This window comes from Saccharothrix luteola (assembly GCF_020859565.1).
GTDB classification, from domain to species: domain Bacteria; phylum Actinomycetota; class Actinomycetes; order Mycobacteriales; family Pseudonocardiaceae; genus Actinosynnema; species Actinosynnema luteola.
In genome coordinates this window covers 81,581-98,661 of the sequence record NZ_JAJHUO010000031.1, presented here as the reverse complement: position 1 = coordinate 98,661, position 17,081 = coordinate 81,581, and the positions used below count along the sequence as shown (strand labels likewise).

At 71.0% G+C, this 17,081-nt stretch carries 17 protein-coding genes; 14 read left to right on the top strand and 3 right to left on the bottom strand.

From position 1 onward, the window contains the following. Window positions 1-12 precede the first annotated feature (12 nt). The 4 genes from LNK82_RS36530 to LNK82_RS36515 all read left to right on the top strand — a co-directional run bounded on the left by LNK82_RS36530 (window position 13) and on the right by LNK82_RS36515 (window position 2,818). Window positions 13-1,005 carry a diacylglycerol/lipid kinase family protein gene (locus LNK82_RS36530; RefSeq protein WP_308257421.1) on the top strand — a complete coding sequence of 331 codons (993 nt, stop codon included), beginning with the start codon at window positions 13-15 and terminating at the stop codon, window positions 1,003-1,005. A gap of 88 nt (window positions 1,006-1,093) precedes the next feature. Next, window positions 1,094-1,642, top strand: coding sequence for a hypothetical protein (locus LNK82_RS36525; protein ID WP_230571502.1), 549 nt, complete (start codon window positions 1,094-1,096; stop codon window positions 1,640-1,642). A 202-nt stretch (window positions 1,643-1,844) separates the two neighbouring features. Continuing rightward, the gene (locus tag LNK82_RS36520; protein WP_230571501.1) at window positions 1,845-2,309 is read left to right on the top strand and encodes an NUDIX hydrolase; all 465 of its coding nucleotides are present in this window, start codon (window positions 1,845-1,847) and stop codon (window positions 2,307-2,309) included. Between the two features lie 353 nt (window positions 2,310-2,662). After that, the gene (locus LNK82_RS36515; protein WP_230571500.1) at window positions 2,663-2,818 is read left to right on the top strand and encodes a hypothetical protein; all 156 of its coding nucleotides are present in this window, start codon (window positions 2,663-2,665) and stop codon (window positions 2,816-2,818) included. Window positions 2,819-3,287: 469 nt separating this feature from the next. On the opposite strand, the gene LNK82_RS36510 is transcribed toward LNK82_RS36515, so the two are convergent. Then, entirely contained in the window at window positions 3,288-3,923 is a 636-nt protein-coding gene (locus LNK82_RS36510; RefSeq protein ID WP_230571499.1) for a TetR/AcrR family transcriptional regulator, read from the bottom strand. A 111-nt stretch (window positions 3,924-4,034) separates the two neighbouring features. Here LNK82_RS36510 and LNK82_RS36505 point away from each other — a divergent pair, with 111 nt between their 5' ends. The 7 genes from LNK82_RS36505 to LNK82_RS36475 all read left to right on the top strand — a co-directional run bounded on the left by LNK82_RS36505 (window position 4,035) and on the right by LNK82_RS36475 (window position 10,799). Next, on the top strand, window positions 4,035-4,817 hold the full coding sequence (locus tag LNK82_RS36505) for an SDR family NAD(P)-dependent oxidoreductase (protein WP_230571498.1): 783 nt from the start codon (window positions 4,035-4,037) through the stop codon (window positions 4,815-4,817). Between the two features lie 335 nt (window positions 4,818-5,152). Then, window positions 5,153-6,712 (top strand): ABC transporter substrate-binding protein, encoded by a 1,560-nt coding sequence (locus tag LNK82_RS36500; protein ID WP_230571497.1) that lies wholly within the window; start codon window positions 5,153-5,155, stop codon window positions 6,710-6,712. A 55-nt stretch (window positions 6,713-6,767) separates the two neighbouring features. Next, complete coding sequence (locus LNK82_RS36495) at window positions 6,768-7,664, top strand: ABC transporter permease (RefSeq protein WP_230571496.1); 897 nt, start codon at window positions 6,768-6,770, stop codon at window positions 7,662-7,664. Then, entirely contained in the window at window positions 7,661-8,524 is an 864-nt protein-coding gene (locus tag LNK82_RS36490) for an ABC transporter permease (RefSeq protein WP_230571495.1), read from the top strand. Before LNK82_RS36495 ends, LNK82_RS36490 begins: the two co-directional genes overlap by 4 nt. Further along, window positions 8,521-9,474, top strand: a complete 954-nt coding sequence (locus LNK82_RS36485; RefSeq protein ID WP_230571494.1) for an ABC transporter ATP-binding protein — start codon at window positions 8,521-8,523, stop codon at window positions 9,472-9,474. Before LNK82_RS36490 ends, LNK82_RS36485 begins: the two co-directional genes overlap by 4 nt. Next, entirely contained in the window at window positions 9,471-10,265 is a 795-nt protein-coding gene (locus LNK82_RS36480) for an ATP-binding cassette domain-containing protein (protein WP_230571493.1), read from the top strand. The genes LNK82_RS36485 and LNK82_RS36480 overlap by 4 nt, the downstream gene beginning before the upstream one ends. A gap of 111 nt (window positions 10,266-10,376) precedes the next feature. Then, window positions 10,377-10,799 (top strand): hypothetical protein, encoded by a 423-nt coding sequence (locus LNK82_RS36475; protein ID WP_230571492.1) that lies wholly within the window; start codon window positions 10,377-10,379, stop codon window positions 10,797-10,799. A gap of 77 nt (window positions 10,800-10,876) precedes the next feature. Here LNK82_RS36475 and LNK82_RS36470 read toward each other — a convergent pair whose 3' ends face one another. Then, window positions 10,877-12,193 carry a sialidase/neuraminidase family protein gene (locus LNK82_RS36470; protein WP_230571491.1) on the bottom strand — a complete coding sequence of 439 codons (1,317 nt, stop codon included), beginning with the start codon at window positions 12,191-12,193 and terminating at the stop codon, window positions 10,877-10,879. Window positions 12,194-12,342: 149 nt separating this feature from the next. On the opposite strand from LNK82_RS36470, the gene LNK82_RS36465 reads away from it, so the two are divergent. Next, on the top strand, window positions 12,343-14,787 hold the full coding sequence (locus tag LNK82_RS36465) for a tetratricopeptide repeat protein (protein WP_230571490.1): 2,445 nt from the start codon (window positions 12,343-12,345) through the stop codon (window positions 14,785-14,787). A gap of 237 nt (window positions 14,788-15,024) precedes the next feature. Then, window positions 15,025-15,162, top strand: a complete 138-nt coding sequence (locus tag LNK82_RS36460) for a hypothetical protein (protein ID WP_230571489.1) — start codon at window positions 15,025-15,027, stop codon at window positions 15,160-15,162. Between the two features lie 113 nt (window positions 15,163-15,275). Here LNK82_RS36460 and LNK82_RS36455 read toward each other — a convergent pair whose 3' ends face one another. Continuing rightward, a complete protein-coding gene (locus LNK82_RS36455; RefSeq protein WP_230571488.1) occupies window positions 15,276-16,043 on the bottom strand; it encodes an alpha/beta fold hydrolase in 768 nt (255 codons plus the stop codon). Between the two features lie 201 nt (window positions 16,044-16,244). Between LNK82_RS36455 and LNK82_RS36450 the strand changes: the two genes are divergently transcribed. After that, window positions 16,245-17,069, top strand: a complete 825-nt coding sequence (locus LNK82_RS36450; RefSeq protein WP_230571487.1) for a GAF domain-containing protein — start codon at window positions 16,245-16,247, stop codon at window positions 17,067-17,069. Window positions 17,070-17,081 lie beyond the last annotated feature (12 nt).

Below are 17,081 nucleotides of genomic sequence, written 5' to 3'. Positions count from 1 at the left end.
CGCTTGCGTGTCGTGACCCACGTGTACGTTCGCCTGTCGCAGGGCATCCGGTCCGGAGTCGACCTCGTGAAGGCGGTTCGGGTGGATCCATGGCGTGACGGGCTTCGTGTGGCGGTGGTCGTTCACCCGGTCGCCGTAGTGGATCACTCCGGATTTCGGAACCTGGTATCCCGTACCGCCCGGGACCGCAACTGGTGCGAGCCGCAGTGGTTCGAGACCACCCGGGACGATGCCGGGACGGGGGTGACGGCACTCGCCCTGCGCGACCACCCGCACCTGGTCCTGGCGTGTGGCGGGGACGGCACGGTCAACGCGGTGGCCGCCGGGTTGGCGCACACCGGGGTGGCGATGGGCATCGTGCCAATCGGCACGGGCAACCTGGTGGCCCGGAACCTGGGGATCGGCAGCGCGGTGGAAGACGCCGTCGCGTCGGCGTTCGACGGGGTGGACCGCCGCGTCGACATGGGTCTGCTGGACGGACGCCCTTTCGTCGGCATGGGCGGGCTCGGTCTGGACGCGGAGATGGTCCGCGACACCTCGCCCAGGATGAAGCGCCTCCTGGGATGGCCCGCATACGTACCGGCGGTCCTCAAGGGTCTGAGGTCGGGAGCCGTTCGGGTGGCTGTCCGGTTGGACGACGGCCCGTGGCTGACCCGCCGCGTCCTGGGAGCGGTCGTCGGCAACGTCGGCGCTTTGCAGGGCGGGGTTTCCCTCCTGCCGGAGGCGGATCCCGCCGATGGGCTCCTGGACCTGGCGTTGCTGCGCGACGTGCACACCAGGGGGTGGCTCGTCACGGCGGGGCGCCTGATCGGTTCCCGCCGGGTGGACGGGCCGGCGGTGGAGCGGTTCCGGTTCCGACGCCTGGAGTTGCGCAGCAGTCGCACCAAGCCGTTCGAGGTCGACGGAGAAGTCTGCGGGACAACCAGGACGCTGAAGGTCGAGGTGGACCCCGGAGCGCTCGTCGTCAAGGTTGGGCCTGCCGACAACTCCACCCACGCAGGTTGAAGCTGTGCGTAGGGTGAGGGATCGAAGGGCTCGTGGGTGCGGCCGCAGGTCCGCACCGCCCTCGCCTGACGCGGCATGATGACCGGCCGTGCTGCTCCGACTGGCCTACCTCGGCATGACCAACGCCTTCGCACTGCTGCGCCTGCTGCCCATGAGCGGTCGGGACAAGAACGTGGAGATCTTGGCGCTACGGCACCAGATCACCATCCTGGAACGGCAACCGGGAGACGCCCGTCCACCGTTCTCCCCCGGCGACCGGGCCTTGCTCGCGGCCCTGCTGCACCGACTCCCGGTGCAAGCGCTTCGTCGACTCCGACTGCTGGTACGCCCAGAGACAGTCTTGTGCCGGCACCGAGACCTCGTCGCCCGCCGCCACGCAGCCGAATCCCGCCCCGAGCGGGCCGGCCGGCCGACCGACCACGGACCATCCGCTCTGTTCGGCTCCTGGTGCTACGTCTGGCGCGCGAGACCCTGCCTGGGGCTACCGCCATTCGTCCTTGCGGTGATCGAGCACGCCAGCCGCGGGATCCGCGTCCTCGACGCCACCCCACACCCGACCGCACATCCTGGGTTACCCAAGCCGCCAGAAACCTCATCATGGACCTCGAAGACGACGGCCGACACGCGCGGTTCCTGATCCGCGACCGTGACAGCAAGTTCCGGCACTGTTCGACGCCGTCCTCACCGGTGTCCGGATCCCGCAGATGACGCGGTCATGGAACGCTGGATCCGAAGCTGCCGACGGGAACTGCTCAACCGAACGCTGATCTGGGCCGAAGGAAGTTGTCGTGATCACCAAGTCGGCGGCCGGGTGAGGGCAGGACCCGTAGCCTACGGGCATGGGGAGATCACGGCGGTTGCCGCTGACCAAGGACGAATTCGACAGCATCTACGCGAAGGTCACCCGGCTCACCGTCGAGGTGCTCATCAGGACGGAGGACGGTGTCCTGCTGACCCGGCGCGGAATCGAGCCGTGCTTGGGGCAGTGGCACCTGCCCGGCGGCACGGTCTTGTTCGGTGAGAGCCTGGTCGACGCGGTACGACGGGTGGCGCGCGACGAGTTGGACGTCGAGGTCGCGGTGGGAGAGCAGCTCGGGGTCATCGAGTACCCGAACCTGCTCGCATCCGGCTACCCAGGTTGGCCGTTGGGCCTGGTCTTCGACACCCGCATCGTCGCGGGAGTGCCCGCGCGCACCGAGCAGAGCGAGCACATAGCCTACTTCCGGACCCTGCCGCACGACGTCATGCACGACCAGGCTGTGTTCATCACCGGTCTTGGCCTGGCCACGCCCGCCAGGACTTGATCGTCGCCCGTTCGACGCGGTCCCGTCGTTTCGTGTCGCCCCGGGAGGACCTCAGGCCAACGGCTGCGGTGCCAGTGAGGGGCAGTGGTCAGACGGGGACCGGGACGGCGGTCGGTCGACGGAGTCCTCGCGCACCAGAGGGGCCAGTGCCGCACCCAGCGGCCTGTGGGGTTCCAGATCTCTGCACTGAGGCGCTGAGCTGCGGTGATCGTGCACCATGCGCCGTAGGAGCATTATCGTGAGTCGTGGCGCTACGACACTCTGCAGGCGGCGGGCCAGGCTGTAGCCGAGGGAGCCGGTCTGCGCTCCGGGAACTCCAGGTCCTCGTCGGTCACCGGGCCCGGGTGACCCGCGTGGTGGAGCAGCGCGTGAAGGTCGTCGAGGATCTCGTTGCGGCGCCGCTCGGCGCGGTCACCGGGTCGTCGTCGACCACGGTCCAGGTGCGGACGGGTGTGTCGGTGGCGAAGCCGGTCTTGGGTCGGGCTCGTGCGTTGCGCCAGCGGATGTAGGCGGCGATGGCGGCGTTGTGTTCGACGTTGTACCTGCCGATACTCCATCCATGCAGGTTGAAGCCGTGCGTGGCGCGAGGGGGCCGAGTGCTCGTGAGCGCGACTGCAGGTCCGCAGCGTCCTCGGCTGACGCGGCATGATGACCGGCTGTGCTGCTCCGACTGGCCTACCTGGGCGTCATCAACGCCTCTGCGCTACTGCACCTGTTGCCCATGAGTGATGGGGACAAGGACACGGAACCTTGGCGTCAAGGCACCAGATCACCATCCCGGAACGCCAAGCGGGCAACGCCCGTCCACGGTTCTCCCCCGGCGGTCCGGCCGTCCACGGACCATCCGCCCGATCCGACTCCTGCTCGAATACGTACTGGTCGGCCGTACTCGGATTCTTGGGTTCCGATCACCTCGGAACCCTCACGACGCAGTGTGTACCGGCCCGCTGACAACCTTCACGCACCACGCCTGCAGCTTCAGTTGGTGGTGTTCGCGACGCCGTATCTGGCTTCCATCATCAATACGGCCTCGTCCACGACGTGTGCCATCGATGCGTCGTCGGGAGACCAGTTCATGAGCAGCATCCGGGGCCAGAAGACGTAGTTGGAGATCATCCCGAGGAACTGGGTCGCTGCCAGCTCCGTGTCGTCCAGCTTGGCCGTTCCCAGGGCGTTCTCGGCGTCGAGATAGCGGCGTACCGAGTCGAAGTAGGGCATCTTGCCGCGCTCGAAGTGGGCCTCACCCAACTCGGGGAAGCGCGGCAGTTCGGCGATGACGATGCGGAAGAGGGCTGCCATGCCGGGGCGGGCGAGGAGGGCGACGTACCGGCGGCCGATCGCCATCAGACCCGCCCGGAGATTGCCCGTCGGCGGGCGGAGGTCGCCTTCGTCCTCGATCTTCCAGGACTCCGTCACGATCGCGTCGAACAGCACCGCCTTGGTCGGGAACTGCTTGAACAGGGTCGCCTTCGACACCCCGGCCGCCTCGGCGACCTTGGCCAGTGACGTACCGGCGTACCCGGCGTCGAGGAACAGTCGGGTGGCCGCCTCGATGATGGCCGCCCGCTTCTGCTCGGCGACGCGCCGGTGGTAGGTCGAAGGCTCCGCCGTCATGGACGTCATCCTACACGAGACGAGTCACTTGACTCACCACCTGTCGCGGACGTAGCTTGGCGGCGAGGTGAGTCACTCGACTCACCAATTTCCCCCAGGGAGGACCCCATCATGGGACGCTTCGACAGGCAGACCGTTCTCGTCACCGGCGGTACCGGTGGGCAGGGCGCCAGCCACGTCCGGGCCTACCACCACGAGGGGGCGAACGTCGTCATCGCCGCGCTCTCCGAAAGGCCGGGCGAGGAACTCGCCGCCGAACTCGGCGAGCGGGCTTTGTTCGTCCGCCTGGATGTCACCGATGAGGACGCCTGGGCCGCGACCGTCGCCGAGACCGAACGCCATTTCGGGCCGATCGCGGTGCTGGTGAACAACGCCGGCGTCCAGAACCTCGCGGTGCCGATCGAGGCCGTCGAACGGCGGGTCTGGGATCGCGTTCTCGACGTCAACCTCACCGGCACGTTCCTCGGCATCAAGGTCGTGACCCCGTCACTGCGCCGCAACGGCGGCGGAGTGATCGTCAACATCGCCTCCACGATGGCCCACGTCGGCACCTCGCTCTACGCGCCCTACGCCGCCAGCAAATGGGCGCTGCGCGGGCTCACCAGGACCGCGGCGCTGGAACTGGGCCGGGACGGCATCCGGGTCAACTCCATCCACCCCGGCGTCATCTCCACGCCGTTGATCAACGAGCCGATCGCGGGCCAGCCGCCCATCGCGGACTTCTACTCGCCCGAGCCGTACGCCATCCAGCGAGTGGGGACCCCGGCCGACATCACCGCTCTGCTCCTCTACGTCACCTCGGCCGACGCCTCGTTCATCACGGGCTCGGAGTTCGTCGCGGACGGCGGACTCCTGCTCGGCCCCGCCCTGCGGCCCGACACGACGGCGGCGTGACCGAACCGTTGGGGCTGATCTCGACCGAGATCCGGTCGACCCCGACGCTCACGTAGGTCGGCCACGGGTCGGCCGTCGCCGCGGCGGGCGCCGACGCGATCAGGCCCGCGGTCAGCAGGACACCGATCACGGCTGATCCCCGGGTGGTTCTCCGGGTCGGCCCTGCATGGCGCACTACCCCCGTCTGTGGAAGGACCTGGCCCGGCGACGCCGCCGCCTGCCGTCCGCCTGGGGCGCAGGCCGTCGACATCCGGTCCTACCGACACCGGCTACGCTGACGCACGCCGCATGACCCCATATCCGCCGTTCGGGGGAAGGCCCGAGGGAGGTCGAGGGTGCGAGTGCTGCTCTGGGCCGCTGTCCTGGCAGCCGCGGCGTGCACGCCACCGCAGGCCCCTGGTGTGGTGGTCACCTACGCGGCCACCGCCAAACCGGTCCACCTCAGCCCCCTTGCGCCGTACCGGGCGGGTGACACCACCGTGCTCACCCTTCTTCAGGACACCTTGCTGGTGGCCGACCAGTCCGGCGGGTACATCCCCCGGCTCGCCGAGTCGTGGGCCGTGTCGGACGACGGCACGACGTACACGTTCACCCTGCGGCGGGGGCAGCGGTGGTCGGACGGCGAGCCGTTCACGGCCCAGGACGTGGTGTTCACGTTCAACCTGTTCGCCGACCCGGTGGTCCGCAGCCCACAGGCCTCCCGGTTGTCGGGCGTGCTGGGTTACCAGGAGTTCCGGCGCGGCACGGCGGACGCGCTGGCCGGGGTCACCGCCGTCGGCGCGGACCGGGTCGTGGTCGTGCTCGCCGAGCCCGACGCGGGTTTCCTCGCCGTCATCGGGGCGAGCATGCTCCTGTTCATCCTGCCGAAGCACGTCTTGGAGCGGATCGACCCGGCCGCCGTCGCGCACGACCCGTGGTGGCTGCGCCAGGACGTGGGCATGGGCCCCTTCGTCCTGGCGGAGTTCGAGCCCGACCAGCGGCTGGTGGCGCGGCGCAACCCGCACTTCCGCACCCCGGTGTCCTTCGACCGGATGCACCTCGCCTTCGTCACCCCCGAGGTCGCGGCCGGTCAGCTCGGCACCGGCGAGGTGGACGTCGCCCCGCTGAGCCCGTTGGACGCCCGGTACGTCGAAGAGCTTCCGGGGGTCCGGGTGGAGCGGGCGGACGCGCCGGGGTTCAATCGGATCGCGGTGAACCTGCGCAAGCCCTACCTGACCGACGTCCGGGTGCGCCGCGCGATGATCCACGCCATGGACCGCTCGGGGATGCTCAAGGCGGCGCTCGACGGGCACGGGAGCGTCCGGAACAGCGCGTTCATGACCGACTGGGCCGTCCCCGACGGCTTGAACGCCTACCCCCACGACCCCGCCGAGGCACGGCGGCTGCTCGCGGAGGCGGGCTGGGACCCTTCCCGGGAACTGCTGGTCCCGTACGACCCCGCGCAGGCCGAACGCGTCGTCGTGCTCGACATCCTCGGCGAGAACCTCCGGCAGGTCGGGATCAGGACCAAGCGGGTGCCCGACCCGAAACCCGACGCGCTGCGCACCGGCGAGTGGGATCTGTTCCTCTTCGGCGGCGGCGCGTACTCGATCGACCCGGCGACCGCGGGCCCGATCCTGACCTGCGACCAGAGCTACCCCCGTGGCGGCAACATCGCGGGCTTCTGCGACCCGCGGTTCGACGCGTTGATGCGGCAGGGCGCCGCGACCGACGTGCGGGAGGAGCGGGCGGGGGCGTACCGGGCCGCCGCGCTGATCGAGAACGCCGAGGTGCCCTACCTGTGGACGGCGCGCCCGCGCGTCCTGGTGGGTGTGGGCGAACGCGTCCGCGGCTTCGTGCCGCGGGGCGACCTCTCGCTCAGCCTGCTCGACGTCGCCCAGTGGAACGTGTCCTGATCGGCGATGGTCGGCTACCTGGCGACCAGGCTCGGGTCGATGCTGCTCACGCTGGGTGGCCGCGAGCATCGGCCTGTTCGCCCTGATCCACGCCGCGCCGGGAGATCCGGTCACCGCCATGCTCTCGCCCGACGAGCTGGGCAACTCCGAGGCCTACGTCCGCGCCCGCAAGCGCGAACTCGGCCTCGACCGGTCGGTGGTCGAGCAGTACCTGCTCTGGGCGGGTCGCGCGGTGCGCGGTGACCTGGGCACGTCGTTCCGCAACGGCACGCCGGTGGCGGACCTGCTCCTGGCTCGCCTCGGGCCGACGGTCGCCCTCGTGGGTGTGGTCGTCGTCGGCAGTGCGGTGTTCGCGCTGGTGCTCGGTTTCCTCGCCGCGCCGCGCAAGGGCACCGCGGTCGACCACATGATCGGCACGGCGTCGCTGGTGGTCATGAGCGTGCCCGCGTTCTTCGTGGGGATGCTCGCCATGCACGTGTTCGCGTTCGGGCTGCGCTGGCTGCCGTCGACCGGCACCGGCGACGGCGGCGCGGTCGACCTGGCGCGCCACCTCGTCATGCCCGCCGCCGTGCTCGGCCTCGCCGAGACCGCCCGGCTGACCAGGTTCGTCCGGGCGGGCCTGCTGGAGGAACTGGCCGCGGACTACGTGCGAACGGCGTTGGCCAAGGGCGCGTCGCCGACCAGGGCGCGGGTGCACGCGTTGCGCAACAGCCTGCTGCCCCTGATCACCCTGCTGGTGGTCGGTGTGCCGGAGCTGCTGGGCAGCACCGTGGTGGTCGAGATCCTCTTCTCCTGGCCCGGGGTGGGGCAGCTGACCGTCGACGCGATCACCTACCGCGACTACCCGGTGATCATCGGGTTCGGCGTGGTCGTCACCGTGGTCGTGCTGCTGGGCAACTTCCTGGGCGACTTCCTCTACCGGCTGGCCGACCCGCGGGTGCGGGTCCGGTGAGGGAGGCGGTCCGACGGGGTACGGGCGCGACGGCCTGGAGGCGGTTCCGGGGCAACGTCGGCGCGGTGGTCGGCCTGGTGCTGTTGGGCTCCGTGGTGGCCGTCGTGCTGATCGGCCCGCTGGTCCTCCCGCACGGGCCCACCGCCATCGACCTGGACCGCGTCCGCGAGCCACCGTCCGCCACGCACTGGCTCGGCACCGACGACACGGGCCGTGACCTGCTCGCCCGCCTGCTCTCCGGGGGCCGGGTGTCGCTGCTCGTCGGGTTCTCGGCCGCGTCCTCCGCGCTGCTGCTCGGCACCGTGCTCGGCGTCCTGTCGGGCTGGGCGGGCGGTCCGGTCGACCTGGCCGTCACCCGGGTCACCGAGCTGTTCATGGCCGTTCCCAGCGTGCTCGTGGTCATCGTGCTGGCGGGGGTGCTCGGTCCGAGCGTCGGCCTGCTGATCACGCTCATCGCGCTGCTCTCGTGGCCCCAGTGCTGCCGGATCGCCCGAAGCGTGGTGCTCAAGGTCCGCGAACTGGAGTTCGTCCACGCGGCCCGCGCCTCGGGCACCAGGTCGTGGCGGATCCTGCTCAGGCACGTGCTGCCCAACGTGCTGCCGCAGGTCGGGGTCGCCGGCACCACGCTGGTCGCGGTCTCGATCCTGTCCGAGGCGAGCCTGTCGTTCCTCGGTCTCGGTGTGACGCCACCACAGGCGAGCTGGGGGACTTTGCTGCTGGAGGTGCGATCGTTCGCCAAGCTGGCGGGCATGCCGTGGCTGTGGGTGCCACCGGGCCTGGCGATCTCGCTGACCGGGCTGTCGGTCGTGCTCGTCGGCGACGGGTTGCGTGACGCCCTCGACCCGGAGGCTGCCGGGTGAGCTTGTTGTCGGTCCGCCACCTCACGGTGTCGTTCGGCGCGGTGGACGCCGTCGCGGGCATCTCCTTCGACCTCGATCGGGGCCGCGTCCTGTGCGTCGTCGGGGAGAGCGGGTCGGGCAAGACGGTCGCGGCGTTGGCCGTGCCGCGGCTGCTGCCGGCGCCGGCGCGGATCACCGGGCGGGTCCTGTTCGACGGCGAGGACCTGACCGCCGCGGCGGAACGACGGCTGCGCGACATCCGGGGCAGGCGGATCGGCGTGGTGTTCCAGGACCCCGCGTCCGCGCTGAACCCGGTGTTGCGGATCGGCGACCAGGTCGATGAGGCGCTGCGGCTGCACGACCGCGCAACGACCCGGCGGCAGGCCCGGAGCCGGACGCTCGCGCTGCTGGAACTGGTGGGCGTGACGGATCCCCAGCGCCGTGCCGAGCAGTACCCGCACCAGTGGTCCGGCGGCATGCGGCAGCGCGCCCTGATCGCCATCGCGCTGGCCAACGACCCGGACCTGGTCATCGCGGACGAGCCGACGGCGGCGCTGGACGCGACCGTGCAGGCGCAGGTGCTGCGGGTGCTCGCCGACGCCCGTGCCGACCGGGGTTGCGCCGTCCTGCTGATCACGCACGACCTGGGCGTCGTCGCGGACCTGGCCGACGACGTCGTGGTGATGTACGCGGGGCGCATCGTCGAGGCGCGTCCGGCGAGCGCGCTGTTCACCGACCGGCAACACCCGTACACGCGCACGTTGCTGGACAGCAGGCCGGTGTGGGCGGAGCGGGTCGAACGGCTGCGCTCCACCCCGGGCAGCCTCCCGGATCCGCGACACCCGCCGGCGGGGTGCGCGTTCCACCCGCGGTGCGTCGAGGCGGACGCCCGGTGCGCGGCCGAACGGCCCGTGCTGCTCGAAGTGGCCGCCGGCCACCGCACCGCCTGCCACCACCGGGGTGACCGGTGACGCCGCTGCTGTCCGTGCGGGACCTCGTGGTACGCTACCCGGTCCGGACGGGGTGGCGCACCGGGTGGACCCGCGCGGTGGACGGCGTGTCGTTCGACGTCGCCCACGGCGAGACCCTCAGCTTGGTCGGCAGGTCCGGTTGCGGCAAGACCGGCACCGCGCGGGCCGTGACGCGCCTGCTCGAACCGGCTGCCGGCAGCGTGCACCTCGACGGCGAGGACGTCACGCACGCCAAGGGCCGCCGGCTGCGGGAGTTCCGCTCCAGGGTGCAGATCGTGTTCCAGGACCCGTACGGGTCGCTCAACCCGCGGCTGACCGTCACCGAGATCATCGCCGAGCCCCTGATCGCGCACGGTCGGTGGCGGCATGGCGGACGTGCCCGGGTGGCGGAGCTGCTGGACCTGGTCGGGCTGCGGGCCCGTGACGCCGACGCCCACCCGCACGAGTTCTCCGGTGGCCAGCGCCAGCGCATCGCGACCGCGCGGGCGCTGGCGCTGGACCCGGCGCTGCTGGTGCTGGACGAACCCGTGTCCGCGCTGGATGTCTCGGTGCGGGCGCAGATCGTCAACCTCTTCACCGACCTGCGGGCCACTTCGGGCATGAGCATGCTGTTCATCAGCCACGACCTGCCGGTGGTCCGGCACATCAGCGACCGCGTGCTGGTGATGGACCGCGGCCGGATCGTCGAGCACGGCCCGACGCGCGCGGTCCTCGACTCGCCCGCGCACCCCGCCACCCGCGCGCTGGTGTCCGCCGTGCCGGGACGCCGCGGCTCGGCGACCTCCAACTGACCTCCAGCTCACCTCCGGCACGGCTCCGGACTACTGGCCCACCGGGCTCCCTGCGGACAAGCTGATGAGGCCGCGGCGTGGAACGCGGCACAGTCCAAAGGGGAGAAGAACTTGCTACGGAAGAAGATCGCAGTGCTCGTCGCCGGTCTCGGCATCATGGGCTCGGTGCTGGTTGGCGGCTCCGCGACAGCCGCCTCGTCGGCCGACCAGAACCAATCCGTTGGAGCGGACGGGTGGTTGCTGGTCCAGTTGGCGGGCTCCGGCGGGAACGCGCCCCCGGAGAACTGCCGTGCGCTGACGTCACCCGGCGGTGCCAGGCTGTCGCTGTGCTCGGCGTACGGGCCGAACGGCGACGGCACCGTCTCGGGCTACTACCGCCTCACCGTGTCCGGCGAGACCTTCGCACAGATCCGCGTGAACGGCGGGGTCGTGCGGAGCATCATCACCAGGCCCGACGCCCGGGGCATCTTCGACAGCGTCACCAGCGTGTCGATCCGGGCGTGCAACAGCGTCGACTGCGGCGCGTGGGGCTGAGTTCGGTGCGGGGGCAGTGACGTGGGGGGGGGGGGGCCCGGCCCCCCGGCCCCCCCCCCCCCCACCCGCGGGTGTCCTCAAACGAGCTCGACGATCCTGATCCAGAGCTTGCTCTCGGTGCCTTGCGGGTAGCTGTACTGGATCGGGCCGTCCACACCCTCCCGCTCGTCGCAGCCCCAGTTCGTGTGGCAGTTGTCCCCCATGACGTACGCGGCCGTCGGACTGGTCACGGCCACGCCCATGTAGCCGCTGGACCCGAACGACGAGCACGGCATGTGGTACTCGGAGGGGCACCCGTTGGTCGGGAGGTTGTCATAGGCGTTGAAGGACGTGGCCCAGGTCTTCCCGCCATCGTGGCTGAACGTGATCTTGTTGCGCGGCCTGCCGAAGTTGAGCATGAGCACGCCCTGGTCCATCGTGTGCAGCACCGGCCCGACGCCCTGCACCGGGTTCGGGTAGTCGGCGGCGCCCGGCACGACGACGTCCGTCCAGGCGCCCCACGTGGTGCCCCTCAGGTCGGCGGCCGTGTCGACCGGGAGGTCGGTCGTCCGCGAAGCGAGCTTGGCGTAGCGCAGACCGCCGCTGGTGTAGTCGTACCTCGCGATCATGAACAGCCGGCCGTCGGCCAACCGGGTCACGGTGGCCTCGGTGTAGGAGTTGCGGTCCGACTTGAACGGTGTGGCCACCCGCTTCCACTGCGACCCCTCCTGCGCAGTGGACCCGGCCGGCGGCCTCTCGCTGACCAGCAGGTGCGACGCCCACCGGTAGTCCTTCTCCGTGCCCTCGACCTTCTGGTGCGCCGCGTAGAGCGGCATCACCAGCGCCCCGTCGCCGGGCAGCCGGATCACGCCCTGGAACGCCCGCGCGTTCGGGCTGACGATGGTGCCGCCCGCCATGTCGACGGTCGCCGGTGTCGACTGCCAGGTGACGCCGCCGTCGGCGGACTCCCGCCTGGTGAACCCGAGGTCGGTGACCCTCTCGTCCAGCACGACGGTGGCGCCGCCGGTTTCCCGGAAGACGTTGTTGACCTTGGCCGACCCGGTGATCTCGCGCAGCTCCCGGTCCGAGCCCGCGACCTTCGCCTGCCGCCAGTTCGCGGTGACGTTGAGGCTCGCGCCGTCACCGACGTGGTACTGGATCTGCGTCAGCAGGCTGCCGTTGTCACCGCTGACCTGGTAGCTGCGGATGAACCGCTGCCTGGTCTGCCCGCCCTCGGTCCAGGTGACGCGGTGCAGCGCGGGCATCGACCGGTAGTGGAAGCTCAGGTCCTCCGGCTCCTCCAACAGGGCGCTGTACTGCGGTGTGAGCGCCGCGGTGCTCGCACTCGCGGGTACCGCGATCGCCGTGAAGGCGATCACCACGGCGACGATCGCCATCGACTTCTTGCTCGACATCTGCTCCCCCTGAAGACTCGCCCACATCGACGCGGGCTCGCCCAGCTTCGGGCCTGGCGCCGCCCGCGGGCCAATAGGTTGGAGCTGAGCTGGAGCTGAGCTGGAACGGATCACCAGCCGCTAACGTGGGAGCAAGTGGGGGGTGGCCGGTGTACGGGGACAGAGGCGCACGCGAGCGCTTCACACAGGTGTTCAACGACCTGCTGGACCGGTCGTCGCTGTCGTCCGGTGAGATCACCGCCGCGGCCAAGCGGCACCGGATCGGCTACTCCACCGTCCAGAGCTGGCGGACCGGCGAGCACCTGCCCAGGGTCCCCAACGACAACCCCGACTTCACCGCGTTCCTGCGCGAGGTGGCAGGGTCCGGCGCCGACCTGGCGGCTGCCGCGGCGGCGGCGAACGAGGCGTGGCGCGAGTCCGTCAAGGCCAAGAAGCACAGGTCCGGCCGGCCGGAGTTCGTCGGCCGCACCGGCCACCTGGCCGTGCTGGCCACCCACGTCAGGTCACCCGACAAGCTGGTCGTGATCTCCGGGCCCGCGGGCATGGGCAAGACGGCGCTCGCACACCGGCTCGTGCGGGAAGCGGGCGGCCGGGCGGCGGACAACGTTCTCACGGTCGACCTGCGCGGCTCCGACGCCGAACCGCTCACCGTCGACCAGGCGCTCACCCACCTGCTCGCGTCGATCGCGTCCGGGATCAGCGGGAGCGCCGACGTGCTGCGGACCACGTACCAGCACCTGCTGTCGTCTCGACGGATGTTCCTCGTGCTCGACGACGCCGCGGACGTCGACCAGGTGGTGCCGCTGCTGCCCGCGTCGCGCGACTGCGTCGCGGTCGTCACCAGCCGGGCGCCGCTGGAGCGGTTGGAGACCCGGCACCGCGCGTTGCGGATCCACCTCGGCCCGCTGCGCCCGGAGGAGTCGGTGGAACTGCTCGGCCGCGCGGTGCGAGCGGATGCCGACCGGCTGGCCGAACTGGCCGAGTTGTGCGGGCACGTGCCGCTCGCGCTGCGCGTCGCGGTGGGACAGCTCACCACGCCCGGCGCACCCACGCTCGACGGCTACCTCGCCACCGTGCGCGAGCAGCGACGCGGGCTCGACGCCCAAGTCGGCTTGGCCTACCGGAAACTGGCCCCGGACGCGCGGGAGCTGTTCCGCCGGATCGGGCAGAGCCCTTGCCAGGACGTCACCGCCGACGCCGCGCGCGCGTTGCTCGGCAAGCCGCGCGCGGACTGCGCCGCACTGCTCGAAGGCCTGGCGGACGCGAACCTCGTGGAACGGCGGGCGCCGGGCCGGTTCGGGCTGCACGACACGTTGCGGCTGCTCGCCACCGAACACGCCGCGGCGGAGGACACCGAATCGGTCCGCACGAACGCGGTGCTCGAACTGGCCCGGTTCTACGGCGCCGGCACGAACGCCGCGGCCCGTTGGATCTTCCCCGAGGCGCCCCGGCTGGTGGACCCGCCCGACGCGCCACCGGTGGAGTTCACCTCCGACCACCAGGCGTCCGCCTGGCTGTCCGCCGAGCAGTTCGACATCATCGCCTCGGTGTCGGCCGTTGCCGGCCACGACCCGGTCCTGGACTGGGCGTTGGCGGACGCGTTGCGCACCTACCAGCAGGTGCGGCCACACGGCATGGACTGGACGCCGGTCGCCGAGAGCGCGTTGCGGTCCGCCGAGCACGAGGGCGACCGGAAGGCCACGGCCGCCATGCACCTGGCGGTGGGCATGGCGAACTGGGGCATCGGCAAGCTCGACGTCACGACCGCCCACCTCACCTCCGCGGTGCTGCTGTTCCGCGAGCTGAGGATGCCGCGGGAACGGGCGTTCGCGTTGAACGCGCTGGGTGCCGCCGAGCACGCGCTCGGCCGGTTGCAGGACGCACAGGCGCACTGCGCCGAGTCGCTGCGGCTGCGACGCCGGTTCGACGAGCGACGCGGCCAGTCGAGCACGCTCATCGTGCTCAGCGGGATCTGCGCCGACCTCGGCCTGCTCCCCAAGTCGGCGAAGTACGCGTCCGAAGCGCTCGCGCTGGCCACGGGCACCGGTTACGCGGCGGGCGTCGTCGGCGCGCTCGGCACGTTGGGACACGTCTCGGTCCAGCTGGGGCAGCACGACGAGGCCCGCGGCCACTTCGAGCGCCAGCTGACCATGACCGAGGACCTGGCCTTCCGGTCCCGCAAGGCGATCGCACTCGTCGGCCTCGCCACGGTCGCCCTCGCCAACCGTTGGTACGAGGAGGCCATCGACACCGCGACCCGCGCCGCGGCCACCGCCCGCGACGGCGGCAACCTGACCGCGGAGGTCGACGCGCTGACCGTCACCGGGTCGGCCCACCTGGGCCGGGACCGGTTCACCGAAGCGTTCTCGCACTTCCGCCAAGCCCACGAGACAGCGGCCCTGGCGGGCTATCTGCGAGGCCGGGTGCAGGCGCTCATCGGCCTGTCCGCCGCCACCCGCAAACACGCGCCCGACCAGTCCCGGACCCACGCCCGGCACGCCGTCGACCTCGCCCGGCAGTCGGACCTCCGCCTTGTCCAAGCCTCGGCCGAGCAGGCCCTGCACAGCCTCGGTGATGCCGTCCCGGGTCCGTGATCGACGAGGCCATCGCCGCCTGCGGCACGCCCTGACGACCCTCCCTCGGGACGAACACCTGCGACTCGTGCACGCGGGCCATTGTGCGACTGGACTCGGCGGGCGCGTTCAACGACGTGTCCCCCGGCACGTCACCGCTCATCTGACCCCAGTTCCGCCTTACGACTGCTGTACCTGATCTTCGTCCGACTCGGTGACTGGCTGGTCCTGCTCGGCCGGTCCTCCGCGGCCAAGGACGTGGAGTTGCTGGTACTGCGGCACGAGGTCGCCGTGCTGCCCCGGACCAACCCCACCCACGGTTGGACTGGGCCGACCGCGTTGTGCTCGCCGCGCTGCTGCGCCGACTACCCGGCGCGGAACCGGGTCTCCGGGTGAAGCCCGTGAGACCGGGCTCCGCACCACAGGTGAACAGTTCGCCGCACGACATGTCCGGATGATCGTGCCGCTGCCGTGCGAGATCACCCGGAAGGTGCTGTGCTCGGCGGCGGTCATCGCCCCCTTGGCTCGGAGAGGAACTCCTCGACCGTCGAGACGAGCGCGATCGGGGTCTCGTCGACCGCGTAGTGGCCCGCCTGCTCGAACACCACCACCTCGCAGTTCGGGTAGCACTTGCCGAAGGTCGCACGCATGGTGTCCGGGCCGAGCGCCGGGTCGTGCGCGCCGGCCACGACCCGGACCGGCACGGGGTTGCCGTCCACTTGGGCTTGGAAGTCGGTTCGCGCCCACGCCCGGAGGTACGCCCCGAAGGCGACCGGGTCGGCCGTCTCCAACGAGTGCCGGACCATCGCGTCGAGCCAGGTGCCGCTGAGCCGGTTGCCGGTGGTGAAGTCGATGATCGCGCGGCGGTTGCCCGCCTCCCGCTCGGCGCCGGCGAACAGCTCCCAGGTCTGCTCGTCGAACGGGACGCCGCTCGCCGGCACCGGGGAGATCCCGACCAGCGCGCGCACCCGCGAGGGCGCGTCCGCCAACACGCGCTGCATCACGCTGCCGCCCATCGAGTGGCCGATCAACGAGAACGCCTCAAGACCCAGGTCGTCGGCGAAGGTCAGGACGTCCGCGGCGGCCTCGGCGATCGAGTACTCCCCCGGCACGTCCATGCGCGCGCCGTATCCGCGGTAATCGGGGAAGAAGTAGCTGAACGCAGCGCCGTCCAGGTAGGGGGTGATCGGCTGCCACGCGGTCGCCGAGCCGAACCAGCCGTGCAGTGCGATGACCGCGTGGTCACCCTCACCGACCTTGTAGACGTCGTTGTCCATGTCTTCTCCAGGCGCCGAACTCGGTCGTGCGTGCGGGAATCGCACATCGCCACATCGTACAAACGCCACCCGGCCGTCCGACAACACGCGTTAAGCCCACCCGCTTACCCGCTGTTGCAGGTGGCCAAACGTGGCACGCAGCACGGTCACAAGATTGTTCGCGGTCCGGACCTGCGGTGATCCTCGGTTACCGTTGCCGGTGTGCCCACCCACACCGATCCAGAGCGTCTGTCGGCGGTCCATCGCTACCACATTCTGGACGCGCCCGCCGACGGTAGTTTCGACAGCGTCGCCCGCGTGGCCGCGCAGGTCTTCGGTACACCGATCGCGACCGTGACGATCGTGGACGTCGACCGCGTGTGGTTCGCGGCCTGCCACGGTCTGTCGGGCGTCACCCAGATCGGCACCGAGCCCGGCCTGTGCGCCTCGGCCGTGTTGCAGGACGAGGCGTACGTGGTGAACGACGGTGCGGTCGACCCCCGCACCCTGGACCACCCGCTGGTGCGCGGCGAGCTGGGCCTGCGCTTCTACGCCGCCGCGCCGATCATCACCGGCGACGGGCACCGGCTGGGCACGGTCAACGTGATCGACCGCGAACCCCGCGAGGTCACCGACACCCAGGTCGCGACGCTCACCGCGCTTGCCGGGATCGTCGCCGACCAGCTGGAGTTGCGCCTGGCCGCCATCCAGGCGGTGCGCGCCGAACGCGGCCTGGACGAGGCTTCCGGAGCGCACGCCACCGCGTCGGCGAAGCTGGCGGGCCAGTTGCGCCACCTCGCGGCCGACCACCTTGACGCCGAGCACCCCCGGACGTGCCAGCTCGGCTTGTCGAGCCCCTGCGACAACCCCGTCGAGGTCAAGGTCGCCGATCCGTGGGGCGACTCAGCATGGGGCTGCATCCGGCACGCCGAAGACGTCATCATCAACGAGAGGTCGACGTTCATCGCCGACCAGAAGCTCAACGGACTGGAGCGCTACCTTCGACCCGCGAAGCGTCGCACCGCCGAAACGGCGCGCACGCCCTAAGCTTGACTCTGT

What these genes read in the sequence shown, in the direction of transcription:
- LNK82_RS36520 (WP_230571501.1), top strand. Translation starts at nt 1,845, where the DNA reads ATGGGGAGATCACGGCGGTTGCCGCTGACCAAGGACGAATTCGACAGC.
- LNK82_RS36510 (WP_230571499.1), bottom strand. Translation starts at nt 3,923, where the DNA reads ATGACGGCGGAGCCTTCGACCTACCACCGGCGCGTCGCCGAGCAGAAG.
- LNK82_RS36505 (WP_230571498.1), top strand. Translation starts at nt 4,035, where the DNA reads ATGGGACGCTTCGACAGGCAGACCGTTCTCGTCACCGGCGGTACCGGT.
- LNK82_RS36470 (WP_230571491.1), bottom strand. Translation starts at nt 12,193, where the DNA reads ATGTCGAGCAAGAAGTCGATGGCGATCGTCGCCGTGGTGATCGCCTTC.
- LNK82_RS36455 (WP_230571488.1), bottom strand. Translation starts at nt 16,043, where the DNA reads ATGGACAACGACGTCTACAAGGTCGGTGAGGGTGACCACGCGGTCATC.